This is a genomic window from Enterobacter sp. J49 (assembly GCF_002148625.1).
In the GTDB taxonomy this organism is placed as follows: domain Bacteria; phylum Pseudomonadota; class Gammaproteobacteria; order Enterobacterales; family Enterobacteriaceae; genus Enterobacter; species Enterobacter ludwigii.
This window is the reverse complement of the sequence record NZ_MWPY01000048.1, coordinates 16,055-34,454: the sequence shown is the minus strand read 5'-3', so window position 1 is coordinate 34,454 and position 18,400 is coordinate 16,055. Positions and strand designations below refer to the sequence as shown.

The 18,400-nt window shown below is 55.5% G+C and carries 15 protein-coding genes; 5 read left to right on the top strand and 10 right to left on the bottom strand.

Going from position 1 to position 18,400, the window contains the following annotated elements; genetic code table 11:
- The 3 genes from BJP35_RS23995 to BJP35_RS23985 are packed head-to-tail and all read right to left on the bottom strand — an operon-like array spanning position 1 to position 3,022.
- Positions 1-1,251: an efflux RND transporter periplasmic adaptor subunit gene (locus BJP35_RS23995; RefSeq protein WP_086463621.1), complete on the bottom strand. Its 1,251-nt coding sequence runs from the start codon at positions 1,249-1,251 to the stop codon at positions 1-3.
- A gap of 11 nt (positions 1,252-1,262) precedes the next feature.
- Positions 1,263-1,604, bottom strand: coding sequence for a cation efflux system protein CusF (gene cusF / locus BJP35_RS23990; protein WP_086463620.1), 342 nt, complete (start codon positions 1,602-1,604; stop codon positions 1,263-1,265).
- A 32-nt stretch (positions 1,605-1,636) separates the two neighbouring features.
- Positions 1,637-3,022 carry an efflux transporter outer membrane subunit gene (locus BJP35_RS23985; RefSeq protein ID WP_086463619.1) on the bottom strand — a complete coding sequence of 462 codons (1,386 nt, stop codon included), beginning with the start codon at positions 3,020-3,022 and terminating at the stop codon, positions 1,637-1,639.
- Between the two features lie 190 nt (positions 3,023-3,212).
- Here BJP35_RS23985 and silR point away from each other — a divergent pair, with 190 nt between their 5' ends.
- Positions 3,213-3,896, top strand: a complete 684-nt coding sequence (silR, locus tag BJP35_RS23980) for a copper/silver response regulator transcription factor SilR (protein ID WP_032670366.1) — start codon at positions 3,213-3,215, stop codon at positions 3,894-3,896.
- Entirely contained in the window at positions 3,886-5,346 is a 1,461-nt protein-coding gene (locus BJP35_RS23975; RefSeq protein ID WP_086463618.1) for a Cu(+)/Ag(+) sensor histidine kinase, read from the top strand. Before silR ends, BJP35_RS23975 begins: the two co-directional genes overlap by 11 nt.
- Here the strand turns inward: BJP35_RS23975 and BJP35_RS23970 are convergent.
- Positions 5,333-6,256, bottom strand: coding sequence for a LysR family transcriptional regulator (locus BJP35_RS23970; protein WP_086463617.1), 924 nt, complete (start codon positions 6,254-6,256; stop codon positions 5,333-5,335). The genes BJP35_RS23975 and BJP35_RS23970 overlap by 14 nt on opposite strands.
- A 116-nt stretch (positions 6,257-6,372) precedes the next feature.
- Here BJP35_RS23970 and BJP35_RS23965 point away from each other — a divergent pair, with 116 nt between their 5' ends.
- Complete coding sequence (locus BJP35_RS23965) at positions 6,373-7,782, top strand: MFS transporter (RefSeq protein ID WP_086463616.1); 1,410 nt, start codon at positions 6,373-6,375, stop codon at positions 7,780-7,782.
- Between the two features lie 35 nt (positions 7,783-7,817).
- Here BJP35_RS23965 and BJP35_RS23960 read toward each other — a convergent pair whose 3' ends face one another.
- Genes BJP35_RS23960 through BJP35_RS23950 form a run of 3 tightly spaced genes read right to left on the bottom strand, consistent with a single transcriptional unit; the run spans position 7,818 to position 10,545 of the window.
- A complete protein-coding gene (locus BJP35_RS23960) occupies positions 7,818-8,813 on the bottom strand; it encodes a DUF2891 domain-containing protein (protein WP_086463615.1) in 996 nt (331 codons plus the stop codon).
- A 26-nt stretch (positions 8,814-8,839) separates the two neighbouring features.
- The gene (locus BJP35_RS23955; protein ID WP_086463614.1) at positions 8,840-9,826 is read right to left on the bottom strand and encodes a DUF979 domain-containing protein; all 987 of its coding nucleotides are present in this window, start codon (positions 9,824-9,826) and stop codon (positions 8,840-8,842) included.
- Positions 9,823-10,545, bottom strand: a complete 723-nt coding sequence (locus BJP35_RS23950) for a DUF969 domain-containing protein (RefSeq protein ID WP_014170091.1) — start codon at positions 10,543-10,545, stop codon at positions 9,823-9,825. Before BJP35_RS23950 ends, BJP35_RS23955 begins: the two co-directional genes overlap by 4 nt.
- A gap of 244 nt (positions 10,546-10,789) precedes the next feature.
- Between BJP35_RS23950 and BJP35_RS23945 the strand changes: the two genes are divergently transcribed.
- Positions 10,790-11,338 carry a winged helix DNA-binding protein gene (locus BJP35_RS23945; RefSeq protein WP_047744670.1) on the top strand — a complete coding sequence of 183 codons (549 nt, stop codon included), beginning with the start codon at positions 10,790-10,792 and terminating at the stop codon, positions 11,336-11,338.
- On the opposite strand, the gene glgX is transcribed toward BJP35_RS23945, so the two are convergent.
- From glgX to treZ, 3 genes are read right to left on the bottom strand one after another with little or no spacing between them, the layout of a single operon-like run.
- Positions 11,339-13,414 carry a glycogen debranching protein GlgX gene (glgX, locus tag BJP35_RS23940; protein WP_032680984.1) on the bottom strand — a complete coding sequence of 692 codons (2,076 nt, stop codon included), beginning with the start codon at positions 13,412-13,414 and terminating at the stop codon, positions 11,339-11,341. It lies immediately after the preceding gene.
- 16 nt (positions 13,415-13,430) lie between these two features.
- Positions 13,431-15,899 (bottom strand): malto-oligosyltrehalose synthase, encoded by a 2,469-nt coding sequence (treY, locus tag BJP35_RS23935; RefSeq protein WP_086463613.1) that lies wholly within the window; start codon positions 15,897-15,899, stop codon positions 13,431-13,433.
- A complete protein-coding gene (treZ, locus tag BJP35_RS23930; RefSeq protein WP_086463612.1) occupies positions 15,896-17,683 on the bottom strand; it encodes a malto-oligosyltrehalose trehalohydrolase in 1,788 nt (595 codons plus the stop codon). Before treZ ends, treY begins: the two co-directional genes overlap by 4 nt.
- Positions 17,684-17,815: 132 nt before the next feature.
- Between treZ and BJP35_RS23925 the strand changes: the two genes are divergently transcribed.
- A complete protein-coding gene (locus BJP35_RS23925) occupies positions 17,816-18,343 on the top strand; it encodes a GNAT family N-acetyltransferase (RefSeq protein WP_014170096.1) in 528 nt (175 codons plus the stop codon).
- The last annotated feature ends 57 nt before the right edge of the window (positions 18,344-18,400 follow it).

The window sequence follows — 18,400 nt, the reverse complement described above, 5'->3', positions numbered from 1 at the left end:
TTAATGGCCCGAATGCGCGTCGTGAGTTTTTTCAGGATGACGCATGCGCTCCAGCGCACCGCTAATATTGGCTTCGGAGTCAATCAGGAACAGACCGCTGACCACGACAGCATCGCCTTCGTTCAGTCCGCTGCCAATCGCGGACTGTTGCTGAGATTCATGCAGAACATGAATGCTTTTCGGCACAAAACGCCCTTCCGCATCGACCACAATCACCCGCTGTTCTTTGCCCGTATCAATCACGGCCTGGGATGGGATCAGCAGCATCTCCTGGCTCCTGGCGTTCAGTTTCAGGTAGGCGTTCATGCCGGGTTTCAGACTTTCGTCTTGGTTGGAGACCTGCAGACGGACCTGCAGCGTGCGGGTAGTTTGATCCACGCTGGGGAGAATGTTCCATTTTTCAACGGCAAACGATTTATCCGGATACGCGGGCACTGAAATTTCAAACTGCGAGCTGTCTTTGAGAAGATACGCAATGGATTCCGGCACGGCCACACTGATCCAGACCGGATCCATCCCCTGTATCTGTGCCACCACGTTATCTTTGGTAATGTTCATGCCCGTGCGCAGGTTAAACGCCGTAATCACGCCATCTATGGGGGCCTTGATAGTAAAACGGGTCTGGATACTCCGGGTCGCACGCAGTCGTTGAACATCCTCTTCCGGCATGCCGGCAAGACGTAGTCGCTCCAGAACACCTTTTATCTGGGTAGGGGTTCCGCCGGTACCCGATAACAACAGGAACTCGCTTTGCGCTTCTACCCATTCCGGAATGGTGATATCGATAAGCGGCGTCCCTTTTTTAACATGATCGCCCACGGTCAGTGGGTACACCCTCTCAACGAAACCCTCAGAACGCGCCTGCACAATGACAAACTGATATTCGTTATAACTGACGTTGGCCGGTATGGTCTGGGCGTAATTCAGCGCTCCCCGCGTCACTTTCTGCGTTTTGAGTCCCAGGTTCTGAACCTGCGTCGGGTCAATACGAATACCCTCACTCCTTTTTTCGTCATTTTCATCGGCATATTTCGGCACCAGATCCATATCCATAAACGGAGACTTGCCGGGTTTATCAAACCGGGTATCCGGCTTCATCGGGTCATACCAGAAAAGTACCTTTCTCTCCGTCGTGGTCTGTTCTGTTTTTTCTGCGGGATGCACCGACTGCCAGGCGATAACTGAAATCAGCCCTCCTGCAATAAGGCTGCCGATGATGACGGCAGCAAACTTTATTCTTAAAGAGGCCATGCTTTTTCTCGCTATTTAATGCTCTTGAGTAAAGAGATATTGCCCTGCTGAACAAACGTGAAATTAACGTGGCTGCCGGCTTTTAAGGCGAGAAGCGTTTCGTCTGCCTGGACAAAGGTGAAACGCATGGTCATGGCGGGCCAGCCAATCGCTGGAATAGCATCATGCGCGATAGTGATTTTTTTAGTGCTCAGATCAACCGCTTTCACCACGCCGGTTCCCGCGATGACCTGCTCTGGCGTGGCTTGTGCTGCTGTGCTCATCTCCCCGTGCTGATGTGTTTCAGCATGCAGGCCTGCAGAAAATATAACGGAGAGTGCGCCCAGTACGACCGCGTTAAATAAACTGTTCATTTTTCATTTCCTGATGGAGTAATTAAAAGGAATTACTCAACCCAACCGCCACCCAGCGCGGTGAATAAGTTAATTTCATTCACCTGTCGGGAATAGATAAGGTCGAGAATGGTTTGTTGTGTTGCAAAAAGAGAACGTTCAGCATCGAGCACTTCAATGTAACTGACCGCGCCACTGGAATATAAACCTCTGGCTCGCTGCAGGGTGATGTGTAGCGAATCAAGATAACGTTGCTGGGCGTCGAGTTGCTGACTGATGCTGTCCCGCAATGCGAGCGCGTCGGCGACCTGTTTAAAAGCCGCCTGAATTTTTTGTTCGTAATTGACGATTGACTGCTGCTGGCGAATTTCAGCCAGTTTGAGATTGGCTTTATTCCTTCCGGCATTAAAAACAGGAATGTCAATTTTCGGAATAAAATTCCACATCCCGCTTCCTGCGGTGAAGAGGCTGGATAATTCCGTACTGCTTGCTGAAAGCCCGCTGGTTAGCGTAATAGACGGGAAAAAGGCGGCGCGCGCCGCGCCAATATTGGCATCAGCCGCTTTCAACTGATACTCCGCTTCCATAATGTCCGGGCGCTGAAGCAATATTTCTGACGGCAGACGAGGCGGCAGTTTGACGGGTGAAATCTCATCGACGCTGCCTCCTTTCTCTGCCGGCAGCGCGCGATAGGTTCCCAGAACCTGCTGCAGGGCATTATTGGCCTGAGCCAGCTCGCCTTCTCTTTTCGCTATTTCTGCACGGGTACTTTCAATCTGCCCCCGGGCCTGTTCAAGTGCCAGAACGTTGGTGCTGCCCGTTACCAGCTGTTGTTCAACAAAAGCCCAGGATTGTTGATAGTTTTTTAGCGTATCGCGGGCAATACGACGTTGTTTGTAGGCCAGCTGCTGGCTGAAATAGCTCAGCGACACGCTGGAGACAAGCAGGATATGCACGGCACGGCGAGCCTCCTCGCTGGCAAAATAGTTCTGTCTGTCAGCATTACTCATATTCCTGAGCTTGCCGAAGAAATCGAGTTCGTAACTGAGGTTCAACCCTGCGTCGTACTGCTGTGTGGTCGGCTTGTCCGTTTTCAGCCCACCGCTGTAGGTCACACCTGACGAGGCATTCAGCTGCGGATACCGGTCGGCATCCGTCACGTTGAACTGCGCGCGCGCCTCTTCAACCTTAAGGGCGGCCATTTTTAAATCACGGTTGTTATTCAGGGCTTCGGCGATCAGTGCTGCAACCTGAGGATCGGTAAAAAAGCTACGCCATCCGCTGTCGTGATACCCCACCACCACCGGCGTGAGGCTATTTCGGGATAACGAGAACTGCTGCGGAACCGGTGCTGGCGGACGCGCATATTCTGGTGCCAGCGAGACGCAGCCTGCCAGGAAAAATATTGTGCTAATGCTAAGTCGTTTTAATGTGCACATCACGCTTCTCGTCCAGGCAGACCTGGTAAATGTTTCAAATGAAGTCCAGAGTATTACCAGGGTTACTCTACAGCGTGCTTCCTGTTTGCCTGGTGACAGGATAATGACAATGTTGTCATTCTTAACGTAAGTCATTGATAACGGCTTAAGGCTCTCTAGAATGTCCAGAGCAGCCAGTCAGGGGAGCAAGATGAAAATACTGATCGTTGAAGACGAGATAAAAACCGGGGAGTACCTCAGCAAGGGGCTAACTGAAGCGGGGTTTGTGGTAGACCACGCTGACAATGGCCTGACCGGATATCATCTCGCCATGACCGCCGAGTATGACCTCCTGATTCTGGATATCATGCTTCCCGACGTGAACGGCTGGGATATCATCCGCATGCTACGTTCTGCCGGGAAGGGAATGCCGGTTCTGTTACTCTCAGCCCTTGGCACTATTGAACACCGGGTGAAGGGTCTTGAACTGGGCGCGGATGATTACCTGATCAAACCCTTTGCCTTTGCGGAGCTTCTCGCCCGCGTCAGGACGCTTCTGCGACGGGGCAATACGGTGATCACGGAAAGCCAGTTTCAGGTGGCTGATCTGATGATTGATCTTGTGTCCAGAAAGGTGAGCCGCGCGGGAAACCGCATCCTGCTGACCAGCAAAGAGTTCAGCCTGCTGGAGTTTTTTATGCGACACCAGGGGGAAGTGCTGCCCCGCTCCCTGATTGCATCCCAGGTCTGGGACATGAATTTTGACAGCGACACCAACGCGATTGATGTCGCCGTCAAACGGCTTCGCGCGAAAATAGACAATGATTATGAGCCGAAGTTGATCCAGACGGTCCGCGGCGTGGGGTACATGCTGGAGGCACCGGATGCGCGTTAAATTACCCAGACGCCCTTTCTCATTAGCCCTGAGGCTGACGTTTTTTATCAGCCTCTCCACGATACTGGCATTTTTCGCCTTCACCTGGTTTATGCTGCACTCCGTTGAAAAGCATTTTGCCGAGCAGGATATCAACGATCTGCAGCAAATCAGTACCGCGATGCACCGTATCCTGCAGTCCCCGGCAGATCCGGACGAGAAGAAAATCAGTAAAATCAAAGAGTCAATTGCCAGCTATCGCAACGTTGCGGTTCTGCTTCTCGACGCGCGTGGAGAGGTGTTGTTCAGTACGGCGCAGGGGGCAGCGTTACGCCCTGCCGTGAACACGGCGGCATTCAGCACGCACAGCCGGGCACGGGATGTGTTTCTCTGGACGGTAGATGCCCCCACCCTGCAGAGTCATTCCGGCGCTGAGATGAAAAGTGACACGTACCGGATTATCGCCTCGTCAGGCATGGCGACGCTGCAGGGAAAAGCGCAGAATTACGTGATGCTGATCGGGCTTTCTATTAATTTCCATCTCCATTACCTCGATGCGCTGAAAAAGAACCTGATTGCGATTGCCGTGGTGATCAGCCTGCTGATTATTCTTATCATTCGAATCGCGGTCCGTCAGGGACACCTGCCGCTGCGTAACGTCAGCAATGCCATTAAAAATATCACCTCTGAAAATCTCGATGCGAGGCTGGAACCGTCGCGCGTTCCGGTTGAACTGGAGCAACTGGTGATTTCGTTCAACCATATGATTGAAAAGATTGAAGATGTGTTCACCCGCCAGGCGAATTTTTCTGCCGATATCGCCCACGAAATCAGAACCCCCATCACCAATCTGGTGACCCAGACTGAAATCGCACTCAGCCAGAACCGGACGCCGAAAGAGCTGGAAGATATCCTCTACTCAAGCCTTGAAGAGTATAACCGGATGACCCGGATGGTCAGCGATATGCTGTTCCTGGCGCAGGCGGATAATAATCAGCTGATCCCGGACAGGGTGATGTTTGATTTAAGCGCGGAGGTCATTAAAGTCTTTGATTTCTTCGAGGCCTGGGCGGAAGAACGTCATATCACGCTGACGTTTCACGGGATGCCCTGCCTGATCGAAGGCGATCCGCAGATGTTCAGACGCGCAATCAACAACCTGTTATCCAATGCCCTGCGCTATACGCCGGAAGGTAAGACGGTGACCGTCTCGATCGCCGAACGGGAAAGCGATTTTGAGCTGATGATTGCCAACCCCGGGAAACCTGTCCCGCAAGAACATTTACCCAGGCTGTTTGACCGTTTTTACCGGGTGGATCCTTCCAGGCAGCGAAAAGGCGAAGGCAGCGGGATTGGTCTTGCCATTGTGAAGTCAATTGTCACCGCGCATCATGGCAAAGTCCGCGTCGAATCGGATGCTCAGTCGACACGCTTTATCTTGTCCGTGCCTAAGCGGGTTACTCAGCACTGAGTGGTTGCTGCACAGTCCGACACACGTCCAGCACTTTCTCTCTCAGCCAGCGGTGCCCCGGATCCCTTTCCATTCGCGGGTGCCACATCTGCGATACCGTAATGGTTCGAGTTTTAAATGGCAGTTCAAAGACATGCACACTCTGCGCCATCGGCTGGTTCAGCAGATACAATGCCGGAACCATGGCGATCAGATCGGACGCCAGCGCCACGGATAACGCCGTCGGGAAACCGGGCACGACGCTGGCAATTTTGCGCTTCATCCCCACTTCAGCCAGCGCATCGTCGACAAAGCCGTGTAGCGACCCGTCGGGCGCGGCAACCACGTGGCCCCAGGAAACATAATCGTGAAGGCTGACCGCGGGGTGTGCCGCCAGCGGATGTCCCTTACGCACCGCGGCAATGAACCGATCCTGAAATAATCGCTGCAGGCGTATTTCAGGTCCCATGTTGCTCTGCACGCCAATTTCCAGGTCAACCAGCCCTTCCCGTAGATAGCGTGACGTTTTCTCGGGCTTCGGCGAGAACCGAATACACACATCGGGCGCAGCTTCGGCCACGGCGGCAATCAGCAATGGGCCAAATGCGACCACAAAACCATCATTGGCTCTGATGGTGAACAGCCGCTCGAGGTCTTCCACCTTCAGCGTTTCAGTGGAGGGCTGCAGTACGGCTCTTGCCTCATACACGGCCCCTCGGGCTCGCTCCCGGGTGGCCTCGGCCCAGGGCGTCAGCACCATATTACGCCCTGCCCGCACCAGGATCGGGTCGCCGGTCACCTCTCGCAGCCTGCTCAGGGTACGGCTCATGGCTGACGTACTCAGGTTTAAACGCCGCGCCGCGCCCGCCACGCTGGCTTCGGCCAGCAGAACGTCGAGGGCGACAAGCAAATTAAAATCCGGATCGGACATGATGCATCCTCAGATAAGGCGTTGTATGCAACTGAACAGTGCAACTGCTGCGTCTTCCGCCTTGTATATCCCATGATTATAGTTTCGTCATCAACATTCTTTCCGGAGTTACGACGATGACGCTATTTTCAAACCAGCCCGGCGACGAAGGATTGCCCGGCCATGAACGCGCTCGGGTGATGGCCGCGGTAATGACGACCACGCTGATGGGCGTTTTTGATGGCACCATGATCAACATTGCCTTGCCTTCGATGGCAAGCGCAATGCAGGTGCCCGCGAATGTGGCCGTCTGGTTCGCCAATGGGTATCTGTTGTCCGCGGCCATGACTCTGGCCATCTTCGCCGCCCTTGCGGCCCGCGTTGGCTACCGCCCGGTATTTCTGACCGGACTTGCCGTCTTTACACTCACCTCGCTCGGCTGCGCGCTGGCCCGCACCCCGGACATGCTGATCGGGATGCGGATATTGCAGGGGATTGGCGGGGCGGCCACACTGAGTATTGCCCCGGCGATACTGCGCGCCGTCTTCCCCGGTCGACTGCTTGGCCGCATTCTGGGACTGCACGCCCTGCTGATCGCCTCCAGCACGGCCATTGCACCCGTACTGGGCGGGACGATCCTGGACGTACTGCGCTGGCAGTGGTTATTCGCCATTAACCTTGTTCCCGGAACGATTGCCCTGCTGTTGGCCTGGAAGGCCTTACCACGACAACTGGCTTCAGATCCCTCTCCGTTCGATGCCCCGGGCGCACTGCTCTCCGCGGTCCTGTTGGGGGCGATGATCATGACGGCCAACAGTTTCCAGCGTGCTTCGCACCACATCAGCCACGAGGCCATCAGCTGGGCGCTGCTCGCCACGATTAGCGCCATCACCTTTGTCTGGCATATTCGCCGCGCCCGAAGCCCCATACTGCCTCCCGTTATTTTTCACAATGGACGCTTTACGCTCGCCGCGCTCACGTCGCTGGCCTCGTTTGTGAGCCAGGGCATCACCTTTATCGCCCTGCCGTTCCTGTTTCAGAGCGTATATGGCTACAGTCCGGTGGTCTCCGCGCTGCTGTTCACGCCCTGGCCGATAGGCATCGTACTGATTGCGCCGCATGCGGGCCGCTGGGCAGACACAATTTCAGCCCCGCTGATATCTACCCTCGGGCTTATCGTGTTTGTGGTGGGATTGATCCTGCTCGCGACACTGCCCGCCAGCCCTTCCGCTTGGAATATCTGCCTGCGAAGCCTGGTGAGCGGGATCGGTTTTGGCTGTTTCCAGAGTCCCAATAACCGGGAAATGCTCTCTAACGTGGTGCGGGAGTATGCCAGCTACGCATCCGGCGTACTGGCTATCGTGCGGACGTTTGGACAATGCCTGGGGGCTGCCGTGGTCGGCGTTCTGCTGGCCACAACGCAGAATCAGCCGGCTTTTGACGATCGGGCCGTTCATTATTCACTGTGGATTGCGGTCATTGCTTCGGCGGTTTCTGTCGTGTTTAGCGTGAGCCGGCTGCGCGCCACGCGTCAGGCTACGGCATAAACACGGTGCAGCGCACTACGCGCTGCACCTGTGATTTACTCCAGCGCCAGCAGCGCAAAACTCGCCAGCCAGTGTCCGCCGCTGTAGTGGCTTCCCACCACATGCTCGACGCTTGCCGCCAGATGTCGGTTGACTGCCTCGCGCAGCGCCTGTTGTCCCGGATGGTTATCGGGCAACGCGCGGGCAATATGCTTCATGCACCAGGCGCGGCTGAGGTTTAACCCATCCAGATGGGCAATTTTCGGGTCGGTACGATCGCTCACTTCTGCCGGGTGCATCAGGGCCGAAACAGACCCCACATCAGGAAGAAAGGCGTCAAACCACGTCGGGAAATGCTCCGCCACCTTACTCATCAACAGCGCTTCCGTCAGCGCGCCGGAAATATACTCATCACCACCCGGTTCATAGTGAGCCGGGTAATGCGTGTCAGCCAGATAAAAGCGCGTCGCCGCCGTCAGAATAGCCTGTTCAAGGGCGTTATCCTGCACTGCACGGGCGTAATCAATCCCCAGCGCCAGCGCAAAAGCGGTGTTGTAATGCGTACCGACACGGATCGGATAGGTGAGTTTGCTGAGGTAATCCACCAGCCTGTCGCGAATGTCCTGCGTTAACGGCTGCAGTGTCTGATACCAGCTGGCGGCCTGAGGTAACGCGGACTGCTTCAGCTCCTGCGCCAGCGCCAGAAGCCAGCCGTAGCCATAAGGGCGCTCGAACGAGGCGCGAAACGGTGCCTTGAAATAGGCCAGCTCTTTCGCCACCTTCTCCTGCGTGATGTGTTCATCAAACAGGGCGACAATTTCATCCCGGCACGACAGTTCAGGGTAAAGCCGCACGCAGCGCAGCAGCAGCCAGTAGCCGTGCACCGCCGAGTGCCAGTCGAAGCAGCCATAAAAAATGGGGTGCAGTTCGCGGGGTGGCAGGACATCACCGTCATCATTAAGCAGGTGCATAATGTGGTTCGGATATTCCTGGCGTAAATAGGTCAAAGGCATGCGGGCAAACGCGTCGGCCTGGTGTTGCGTTAATTCCATATCAGCTCCTTAGATCGTTGCCGCGCTTAGCGAAAAACGAGGAAATACATTAAGAACACGTTGACCACCAGCAGGGTTAACGCCGTTGGGATCTGGATCTTGATCACCTGGTACTTATCTTTAAGCTCCAGCAGCGCGGCCGGAACGATATTAAAGTTGGCCGCCATCGGCGTCATCAACGTGCCGCAATAGCCCGCGTACATGCCAATCGCCAGCAGCGGTGCCGGGTTACCATGATGAACGTTAATCAGGAACGGCAAGGCGATACCGGCGCTGAGCACCGGGAATGCCGCGAAGGCGTTGCCCATGATCATGGTGAAAAGCGCCATGCCCATGCAGTAAATCACCACCAGCATGAACCGGCTATCGGGGTTCACAAACAGGCTAACGACCTTCTGGACTGATTCGCCGGTGTTCGCCACCACAAACACCCCGCCCAGCATGGCCAGCATCTGTGGCAAAATCACCGCCCAGCCAATGGTGTCGACCAGGCGCCGGGACTGGCGAATAGCCTGCAATGGCGTGCCTTTTGTCAGCCACCAGCCGGTCAGGATCGCCGCCACACAGGCGACGCACAGTGCCGCCAGCGTGAGCTGTTTCTGGTCAAGAAGGAATACGCCCCCTATCGACACCCCTTTCAGGAATAATGTCCCGATCACCGTAACCACCGGGATCATCAGCGCAGGCAGGAACAGCCAGTTTTTCAGCCGCGTTGACGAGGCTTCGCGCTCGGCATCGGTAGCCATTTTATAGTGTCCTTTGCCGACCAGACCAAAGCCCGCCAGCAGTGCAATCACAATGACGCAGCCGCCGATGATTCGATAAGCAAGGGATTTGCCCAGCTCCTGCACCATCAGGTCGCCAAACAGGAAGATCCCGCCGAACAGGAACCAGAATAGCGCAGTGGTAAAACGTTTAGGATTCGCGCGATCGCGCAGGGTCATCACGACCAGCAGCATCACGACAAAGCCGATCAGGTAATACACGCGGTTAATGGTGATCAGGGTCATCATGGCGCGATCTCCTGTGTACCCTGCTCAGCGCGCCAGGACATAACGTCACGACGGATGCTGGCATCCAGACGCAACAGGCGCGTCATATGAATAATCAATGCCGCGATGGCGGTCGGAATGGCCCACAGACCGATATGCAACGGTTCAATGCCCTGTATCCCATTCTCTTTCAGGAAAGCGTCGATCAGCAGCACCGCGCCAAACGCGATAAAAATATCTTCGCCAAAGAAAACCGCGATGTTGTCGCACGCCGCGGCATGCGCTTTGATCTTGTCCCGGATATGTTGCGGCAGTTCGCCATACTCATTGAGCGCTGCGCCTTCGGCCATCGGTGCCAGCAGCGGACGAACGGTCTGAGCATGCCCACCCAGCGACATCAATCCCAGCGCGGCCGTCCCTTCACGCGCCACAAAATAGAGCATCAGAATACGTGCCGAGGTGGCGCTGGCAATCTTTGCCACCCACGCCTGCGCCCGCTCTTTCAACCCGTAATATTCCAGCAGGCCAATAACCGGCAGGATCAGAATAAAGGTCGCCAGGGAACGACTGTTGACGAACTTCTCGCCAAAGGTCTCCAGCAACATCCCAAAATCCATGCCAACCAGCAGTCCGGTAGCCAGCCCCGCCACCACAACCACCAGTAGCGGGTTGAAACGCAGAGCAAAACCAATAACCACCACCGGTATACCGATGAGCGGCAACAGTGTCGAACCGTCCATAAACGTTTACCCTATCCAAAGTGAGCGTTGCGCGCCGGCGGCTATTTTTTTAATACTTCGCATCATGGCGAAGCGGGATGCAGTGCGGCGCGCGATGTTGTGTTTTGCGTCAGGCTCCGCAGAACCTGCACTAAAAAGCTATATCTGAACCACAAAAACATGTAAACAATTTATCAATAAAATGTTCTTATTTTATCGATGAGTTTACATTTCCGGGCCAACGTCACCCCCCGTAAGGAACGTTATGACTGCAAAGAAGAGTGCTGGATCATCAAATCACGACGATATAACCGATGGCCGTATCGTGTCCTCTCGCCATCTGGTATCGGAACGTTGCGCGGAATTATCAGAGCTGGAGTACGCGTTGATCATGACCAGCAACGCGTTTAACAAATGGATGGTGCGCTGCATGACCGCAGCCGGTGAGCCAGATATGGGCGCTTTTGATGTCTCGCTTCTGCATCACGTGAACCACCGCGATCGCAAGAAAAAGCTGGCCGACATCTGTTTTGTCCTGAACGTGGAAGATACCCATGTGGTGACGTATGCACTGAAGAAGCTGGTCAAGGCGGGCTACGTGACGAGTGAAAAAGCCGGAAAAGAGCTCTATTTCTCAACGACGAAGGAAGGGAAAGCGCTATGCATGAAATACCGCGACGTGCGGGAAGCGTGCCTGATCAATATCCATGCGGAGAGCGGGATTTCCGGAGCGTCTATTGGTGACACCGCGCAGCTGCTCCGGACCATATCTTCCCTGTATGACACCGCCGCGCGGGCAGCGGCATCACTGTAGTTAAGGGCGTCTGAAAAGCGAAATACTTCGTCCGGCCAGATGGTATTCCACGGCTTTGGTGATGACCGTCCCGGGGACAACGTCATCCGCCGTGGAGAGTTCCAGTACCCAGCCTCCTTCGCCAAACTGGGGGATCTGGAACGGCACGGTGCCTTCAAACGGGTTAAACAGCATCAGCACATCGTGCCAGAGGCCCGGCTCCTGTCTGAGGTCCGGTCTGCTGATGGATACGCCGAGGGTTGAACCTTCATCCCACTGCTCATCCTGCTGCGGGCCGCCGCCGGCGTTAAACCAGCGGATCTCAAGTCCGTCGCGCCAGCTTTCTCGCCGCAGCAATGGCTGTTTCGCGCGAAGGGCAATCAGATGGCGGGTAAAGTCGCGCAGGGCAGTGTCGTTTTCCGATAACCCCTTCCAGTCGATCCAGGAGATCTCGCTGTCCTGGCAATACCCGTTATTGTTCCCCTTTTGCGTACGGCCAAACTCGTCTCCGGCCAGCAGCATTGGCGTGCCGTGAGAGAACAACAGCGTGGTGAGGAAATTACGCTTCTGCCGCTCCCGGGTAGCGATAATATCCGGATTCTCTGTCGGCCCTTCCTCTCCGTAGTTATACGACCGGTTATCGTTATGCCCGTCGTTATTGTCTTCACCATTGTCGGCATTATGCTTTTCGTTGTAAGACACCAGGTCGTTCAACGTAAAGCCGTCGTGGGCGGTGATAAAGTTGATGCTGGCCCACGGACGGCGTCCGCGCAGATCGTACAAGTCACCGGAACCGAGCAGGCGCGCGGCGAAGTCGTTAGACACGTTATCGCCCTTCCAGTACTCACGTACGGTATCGCGGTATTTGTCGTTCCACTCCCCCCAGCCTGGCGGGAAGCCGCCGACCTGATAACCACCGGGGCCGATATCCCAGGGCTCACCAATCAGCTTCAGACGGGATAACACCGGATCCTGCGTGACGGCATCGAAAAAGCCACCGCGCGGATCAAAGCCTTCGGGCTCACGGCCCAGAATTGTCCCGAGGTCGAAACGGAAACCGTCAATATGCATCGATTCGGCCCAGTAGCGCAGTGAATCCATCACCATCTGCAGCACTCTCGGGTGGGAGGTATTCACCGTATTCCCCGTGCCGGTGTCGTTAATGTAATACCGGTGTTGATCGGGTAAGGTGCGGTAATAGCTGAAGTTATCGATGCCCTTAAACGACAGCGTTGGGCCGAGCTCATTGCCTTCTGCCGTGTGGTTATAGACAACATCGAGGATCACCTCGATGCCTGCGTCATGGTAGGCGCGCACCATATCGCGAAAACCCTGGATCCCCGCCGGACCGTAATAGCGTGACGCCGGTGCAAAGAAGCCGAGCGTGTTGTAGCCCCAGAAATTTTTCAGCCCCCTGTCGAGCAGGTGTTGATCGTCCGGGAACCAGTGAACCGGCAGCAGTTCAACCGAGGTGATGCCAAGGCTTTTGATGTAATCGACCGAGGCTTTGTGTCCCATCCCTTCAAACGTACCGCGCAGTTCAGGCGGAATCGCCGGGTTAAGCTGGGTAAAGCCCTTCACGTGGCTCTCATACACAACGGTATTCGGCCACGGAATGGTTGGCCGGTTATCATCCTGCCAGTCAAAAGCATTGGGGTCGATGACCTTGCATTTTGGCGTGAACGGCGCGCTGTCGCGGGTATCAAAACTGAGGTCGAGATCGTCATGACCCAGCTCATAGCCGAAATGGGCGTCGTTCCAGTCGATATCGCCCACCAGTTCACGGGCATACGGATCGATAAGCAGTTTATTGGGGTTGAAGCGATGCCCGTTTTCCGGGTCATACGGGCCGTAAACACGATAGCCGTACAGCGCGCCAGGCTTCAGATCCGGCACATAGCCGTGCCACACTTCATGGGTATATTCCGGTAGCTCCAGCCGGGCGATTTCGGTTTTTCCTGAAGGGTCAAACAGACAGAGCTCAACCCGCTCCGCATGTGCTGAAAACAGCGCAAAGTTGACCCCCTTCCCGTCATAATTTGCGCCTTGCTGCTGGCCATGACCGGCCCGAATTTCAAACGTATTATCCTTTGGCATTTTTTGTTCTCCACGATCATTCGCAGGTAAGCAGAACCATTAAGCATCCCGTTTCAGACGTTACATCCAGCGTCTCTTGCAGAACCCGGCTTTCACCGGTGAACAGATCCCGGTAGCGTTTTCCTGCCAGCGCATCGGGTATAGCAATAGTGGTATTGGCCCACAGTGCTTCATGGGTTGTCACGTCGAAGACCAGCCGCGGCACGGCAACAACCAGCGCCTCCTCGTCTTTCACGCGTGCATAAACAATCAGGTTCTCCGCCCGCTCGCCGCTCACCTTCAGCGGCAGCCAGTCACCGTAATGGAATAGCGCGGCATAATGCGGACGAAGCCGTAACAGCGTGGCGGTGACATATTGCTTAACGCTTCCGTCTCGCCAGCATTCCGGGCGGGCAAATACCCCGGCATCCGCCGTGCTGAGGTGGTGCACCAGCGCGGGGAAATCCGGTTCCCGTCGGTTATCCGGGTCGACAAGGCTAAAGTTAAGCGCTTCGCAGCCCTGATAGATGTCCGGTACCCCAGGTGCGGTGAGTTTGATCACCGTCTGGCTGAGGCTGTTCATCAGCCCGGCACGGATAAAGGGCTGCATCGCCTCACTGAAATCCTTCAGGAACAGCGTGTTGTCCGGTGAAAGCAGATGCCGGGCATAGCTCAACACCACGCTCTCATAGCTTTCGTTGCTGTCTATCCAGTCTGTGCGTTGTTTGGCTTCGCGTAGCGCTTTCTCCAGGAAGCCGAGGAAGCGCTCTTCGAGTGATTTCAGCCCGTCGACATCGTCAGGTGACAGCGTGGCGGGCCAGACGCCGGCCAGAGCCTGATAAATCATCCAGGTATCGGCAGCGTTCGGCGCGGTACCGTCGCTCAGAAAACGCACGTGGGTTTGATTCATCTGCCGCCAGCGGGCCAGATTTTCGCCCCACTGTTCCGGCGCTTCCGTCAGGGTATAGAGGCGTGCCCGGGCATCTTCACCGCGCTTCGTGTCATGGGTGGATGTCCCGAGTAAGGCGTCAGGCTGACGGGCAAGACGGATGCGCATTTCCTGATGAAAACGCGATAGCGAAAAGGCGCGCGGCGTCGGGTCTGCCCCCACTTCGTTAAGCGCCAGCTCCAGGTTATGGCGAAAGAACAGCGTATCTTCCACGGATTTCGCCATCAGTGGCCCGGTGAGCTGCTGGAAGCGGGTTCTGAAACGAGCCGCGTCGTCGTGGCAATTTTCAGGAAGATCGCCGGTGAGAATGCACACGATCAGGCTCAGGGCCGCTTCAGAGGTGTTAACGCTTGCGACAACGCGATTGAGCAGCGCCACGTCAGAGGCGGTTAATCCTTCACGGGTGCCGTAGGTCCGATACACCGGAAACGCGATCAGCAGCTCGCGCAACGCATGGTGGATCTCATCGGGTTGCAGTTCAACCGCATTGCGTCGGGCAAGATCGGTGGCGATAGTTAACAGGGTAGTGAATTCGCCCTCAAAATTGCGATCGATCATCAGCCCTTTGGCATCCCGTAACGCTGCAAACCGATCAACGGTTTCCCCGAGCGTGTCGTCATGGATTTTCTCCAGGCGGTCCAGGCGGCTGTCGTCCACCAGAACTTCCGCCAGCGAGGCAATAAACTCGTACCCCGTGGTGCCGGAAACTGGCCATTCGACGGGCAGCTGTTCCCCTTTGGCGAGAATTTTTTCAACTGTGATGTAACAGGCCGGTCCGGTTGCCTGGCGCAGACGCTGCAGATAGCCCAGCGGATCGGCCAGACCGTCGATATGGTCAATTCGCAGACCGTCAACGACGCCAGAATGAACCAGTTCAAGGATCAATCGGTGTGTATCACTAAATACCGACGCGTCTTCAACCCGCACGCCCACCAGGCCGGTGATTTCGAAGAAACGCCGCCACGAGAGCTGTTTCGGGGCTTCACGCCAGGACATCAGCCTCCAGTTCTGGGCCTCGTGCAGCGCCGCAAGGCTTTTACCCTCCACAAAGGTCCCGGGGTTAAGAGGATAGGCGGTGTCGTAGTAGACCAGCGCGGCTTTGTCCGTGACAGGGTCACGTTTTAAAGTGATCGCACCCTTTTCAAGCTCCGCCTCAAAGGTGTCGCCCAGAAACGGCAGCGTAAGCGGCCGTGACCAGTCAATATCGAAATAGCGTGCGTAGCGGCTCTGTTTGCCATGCTCAATCACGTCTCGCCACCAGTGATTCTCCAGCGAGGTCGACATGTGGTTAGGCACAATATCCAGTATCAAGCCCATTCCCGCCTGCCTGAGCGCGGCCGCCATACGGTCGAATCCTTCTCGTCCGCCAATGGCGGGGTCGATTTCATTCGGGTCGGTCACGTCATAGCCGTGCGTAGAGCCGGTCGTGGCGGTAAACACAGGTGAGGCGTAAAGATGGCTGATGCCGAGATCTTTCATATACGGCACCAGTTCCACGACACGGTCAAACGTCATGCCGTTACGGAACTGAATACGGTAGGTCGCGGAAGGGATCATAACGATGCTTCTCCATCAGCAAAGCGAACAACAATACTGTTCGGCGGTAACACCTCGTTCACCTCCGGCCAGCTAAAGAGCGTTTCTCCTGCCAGTGCAGGCACATCAACAGCCTTATTGCCGGTATTGAACGCCAGAGACAACGTTCCGGTCGGGAATCGCCAGCTCACTGCAATCATGCCGGGTGCCGTCCTGATGACCTTGCCCTCCACCGTGACGCCCTTTCGCAGTAACGGAACGATATGATGATGGCGCAACGTCAGCAGCGTTCGCGTGAAGCGCAGCCACGTTTTGCCGTCATCGGTGGCGACCTTATTCCAGTCAATTTTGGAGCGAACAAAGGTCTGCACGTCATTCGGGTCGGGGACGGACGCACCGTGCCCGGCATGGCCGGTAAACTCTTTTGCGCGCCCTTCCCGCACGGCTTTAGCAAGCTCACCGTGAAAATCGGTAAAGAACAAAAACGGATTGGTTTCACCAAACTCTTCCCCCATAAACAGCAGCGGAATATGGGGCGAAAGCAGCAGTGCAGCAAGCAACACCCGTGTTTTATCGGCCCCCGCGAGGGCGATCAGTCTCTCTCCCTGAGCGCGGTTGCCGGTTTGATCGTGGTTTTGAATAAAATCGACAAAAAACTGTGGCGGCTGCGTGTGACATTCCACGCCGCGCGATTTGCCGGTCTGGAGAGAAACCTCGCCCTGATAGACAAAACCTTCCGTCAGCGCACGGGCGAGTTTTTTCTCCGGTTCAAAGGCAAAATCCTGGTAGTACGCATGCGTTTCGCCGGTGGCAAAGACATGCGCGGCATTATGAAAGTCATCGTTCCACTCCGCGGTAAAAAGCGGTGTCGCACCGTGTGCGTCGCGCGGATGCAGGAAGATAACGTTACGGCTGTCTTCGGTGGTGAGATGGATCTGCCGCCCGGGGATAGCCTCGCGAATGCGTTCGGCAATCTCCTGCAGGATGTGTTTATCCGACGCGTCTTCAATCTGGTCGATGGCGTCAAACCGTAATCCATCAAGATGGTATTCCGTCAGCCAGAACAGCGGGGCTTCGGTAATGTATTGCCTGACCGGCTCAGTCTCGTAAGCAATCCCGTTGCCCCAGGGCGTCATCCGTTCCGCGTCGAAAAACGCGGGTGACAGCACAGGCAGATAATTGCCTTCCGGGCCGAAGTGGTTAAGCACAATATCCAGCACGACAGAAAGCCCAAGCCCATGCGCAGCATCGATAAAGGCGTGGAAGTCTTCTGGCGTGCCATAGGCAGCGTGCGGTGCATACAGCAATACCCCGTCATATCCCCAGCCGCGCGATCCGCCAAACTGTGAGACGGGCATGACTTCAATCTGGGTAATGCCAAGTTCAGCCAGGTAAGGCAGTTTTTCAATGGCGGCCCGGAAGGTGCCCTCCGGGGTAAAGGTGCCGATGTGCAGCTCGTAAATCACCGTGTCTTCCCACGGACGCCCTGCCCACTCCCGGTTGCCGGGCGGATACCGTCTGGCATCGATAACAACCGAGGGACCGTTAACATCCCCAGCCTGGGCGCGCGACGCCGGATCGGGAACGGCCATGCCGTCCGGCAAAACATACTGATATTCTGTGCCGTGCGTGACGCCGGGGACGTCAATCTGGAACCAGCCGCTGCCGACCGCCGTCATTGGCAAGTCGTTTTCTGCCAGACGTAGCGTAAGTTCTTTCTGTCCTTCTGCCCAGACGCGAAAACGTACAACGTCATTGGAAATAAACTCAGCACCCCAGTGTTTTTGAAATGTCCTGAATTCCATTCATTGTCCTCGAATGACCCACATTTTACGCGGAATGAAGTACAAGCTTAGTTCAGGATCAAAAGAGTGTTACGCCAGCGGTTTTAATGGCTTCATCTATTATTTATAAAAATATTCGCCATAAGGAATACCATGCAGATTCGAAAAGGATTAAATACCGACCTCGCACGTCTTGAATGCTGTGACTTTTCATTCACCGTCAGTCACGTTGCGCGGGAGCCTTTTATACATTGTGATTTGCATATCGACGCTGTCGCCGTGCCTTATCATAAAACGTATGAGCTCGATATGCAGACCCTTGAAAATCATTGCGTTAATCCGGATGCCATATTTCTTGTGGCCGAAACAGATGAGGGAGAAATTGCCGGTTTTATCACCGCCTCAATGAGCTGGAATAAATTTATCGCCGTTGACTATATTGCCGTTGAGCGCACGAAACGCAGAGCTGGCGCGGCGCAAAAATTGATGGCGGCCGCACACGTGTGGGCGCGGAGCGTCAACGCGGCTGGATTAAGGCTTGAAACCCAGAATGTGAATGTTTCTGCCTGCCTGTTCTACCGTCATTATGGCTTTACGTTAGGCGGATACGATCGTTTCCTCTACAACGCATTACCGGAAAAAGACGAAATCGCCCTGTTCTGGTATTACATGCTGATCTGACTCTGGCTCTAACGGATATTGGCGGACGAAAGCGATTTGTCTGAAAATTATCCACCC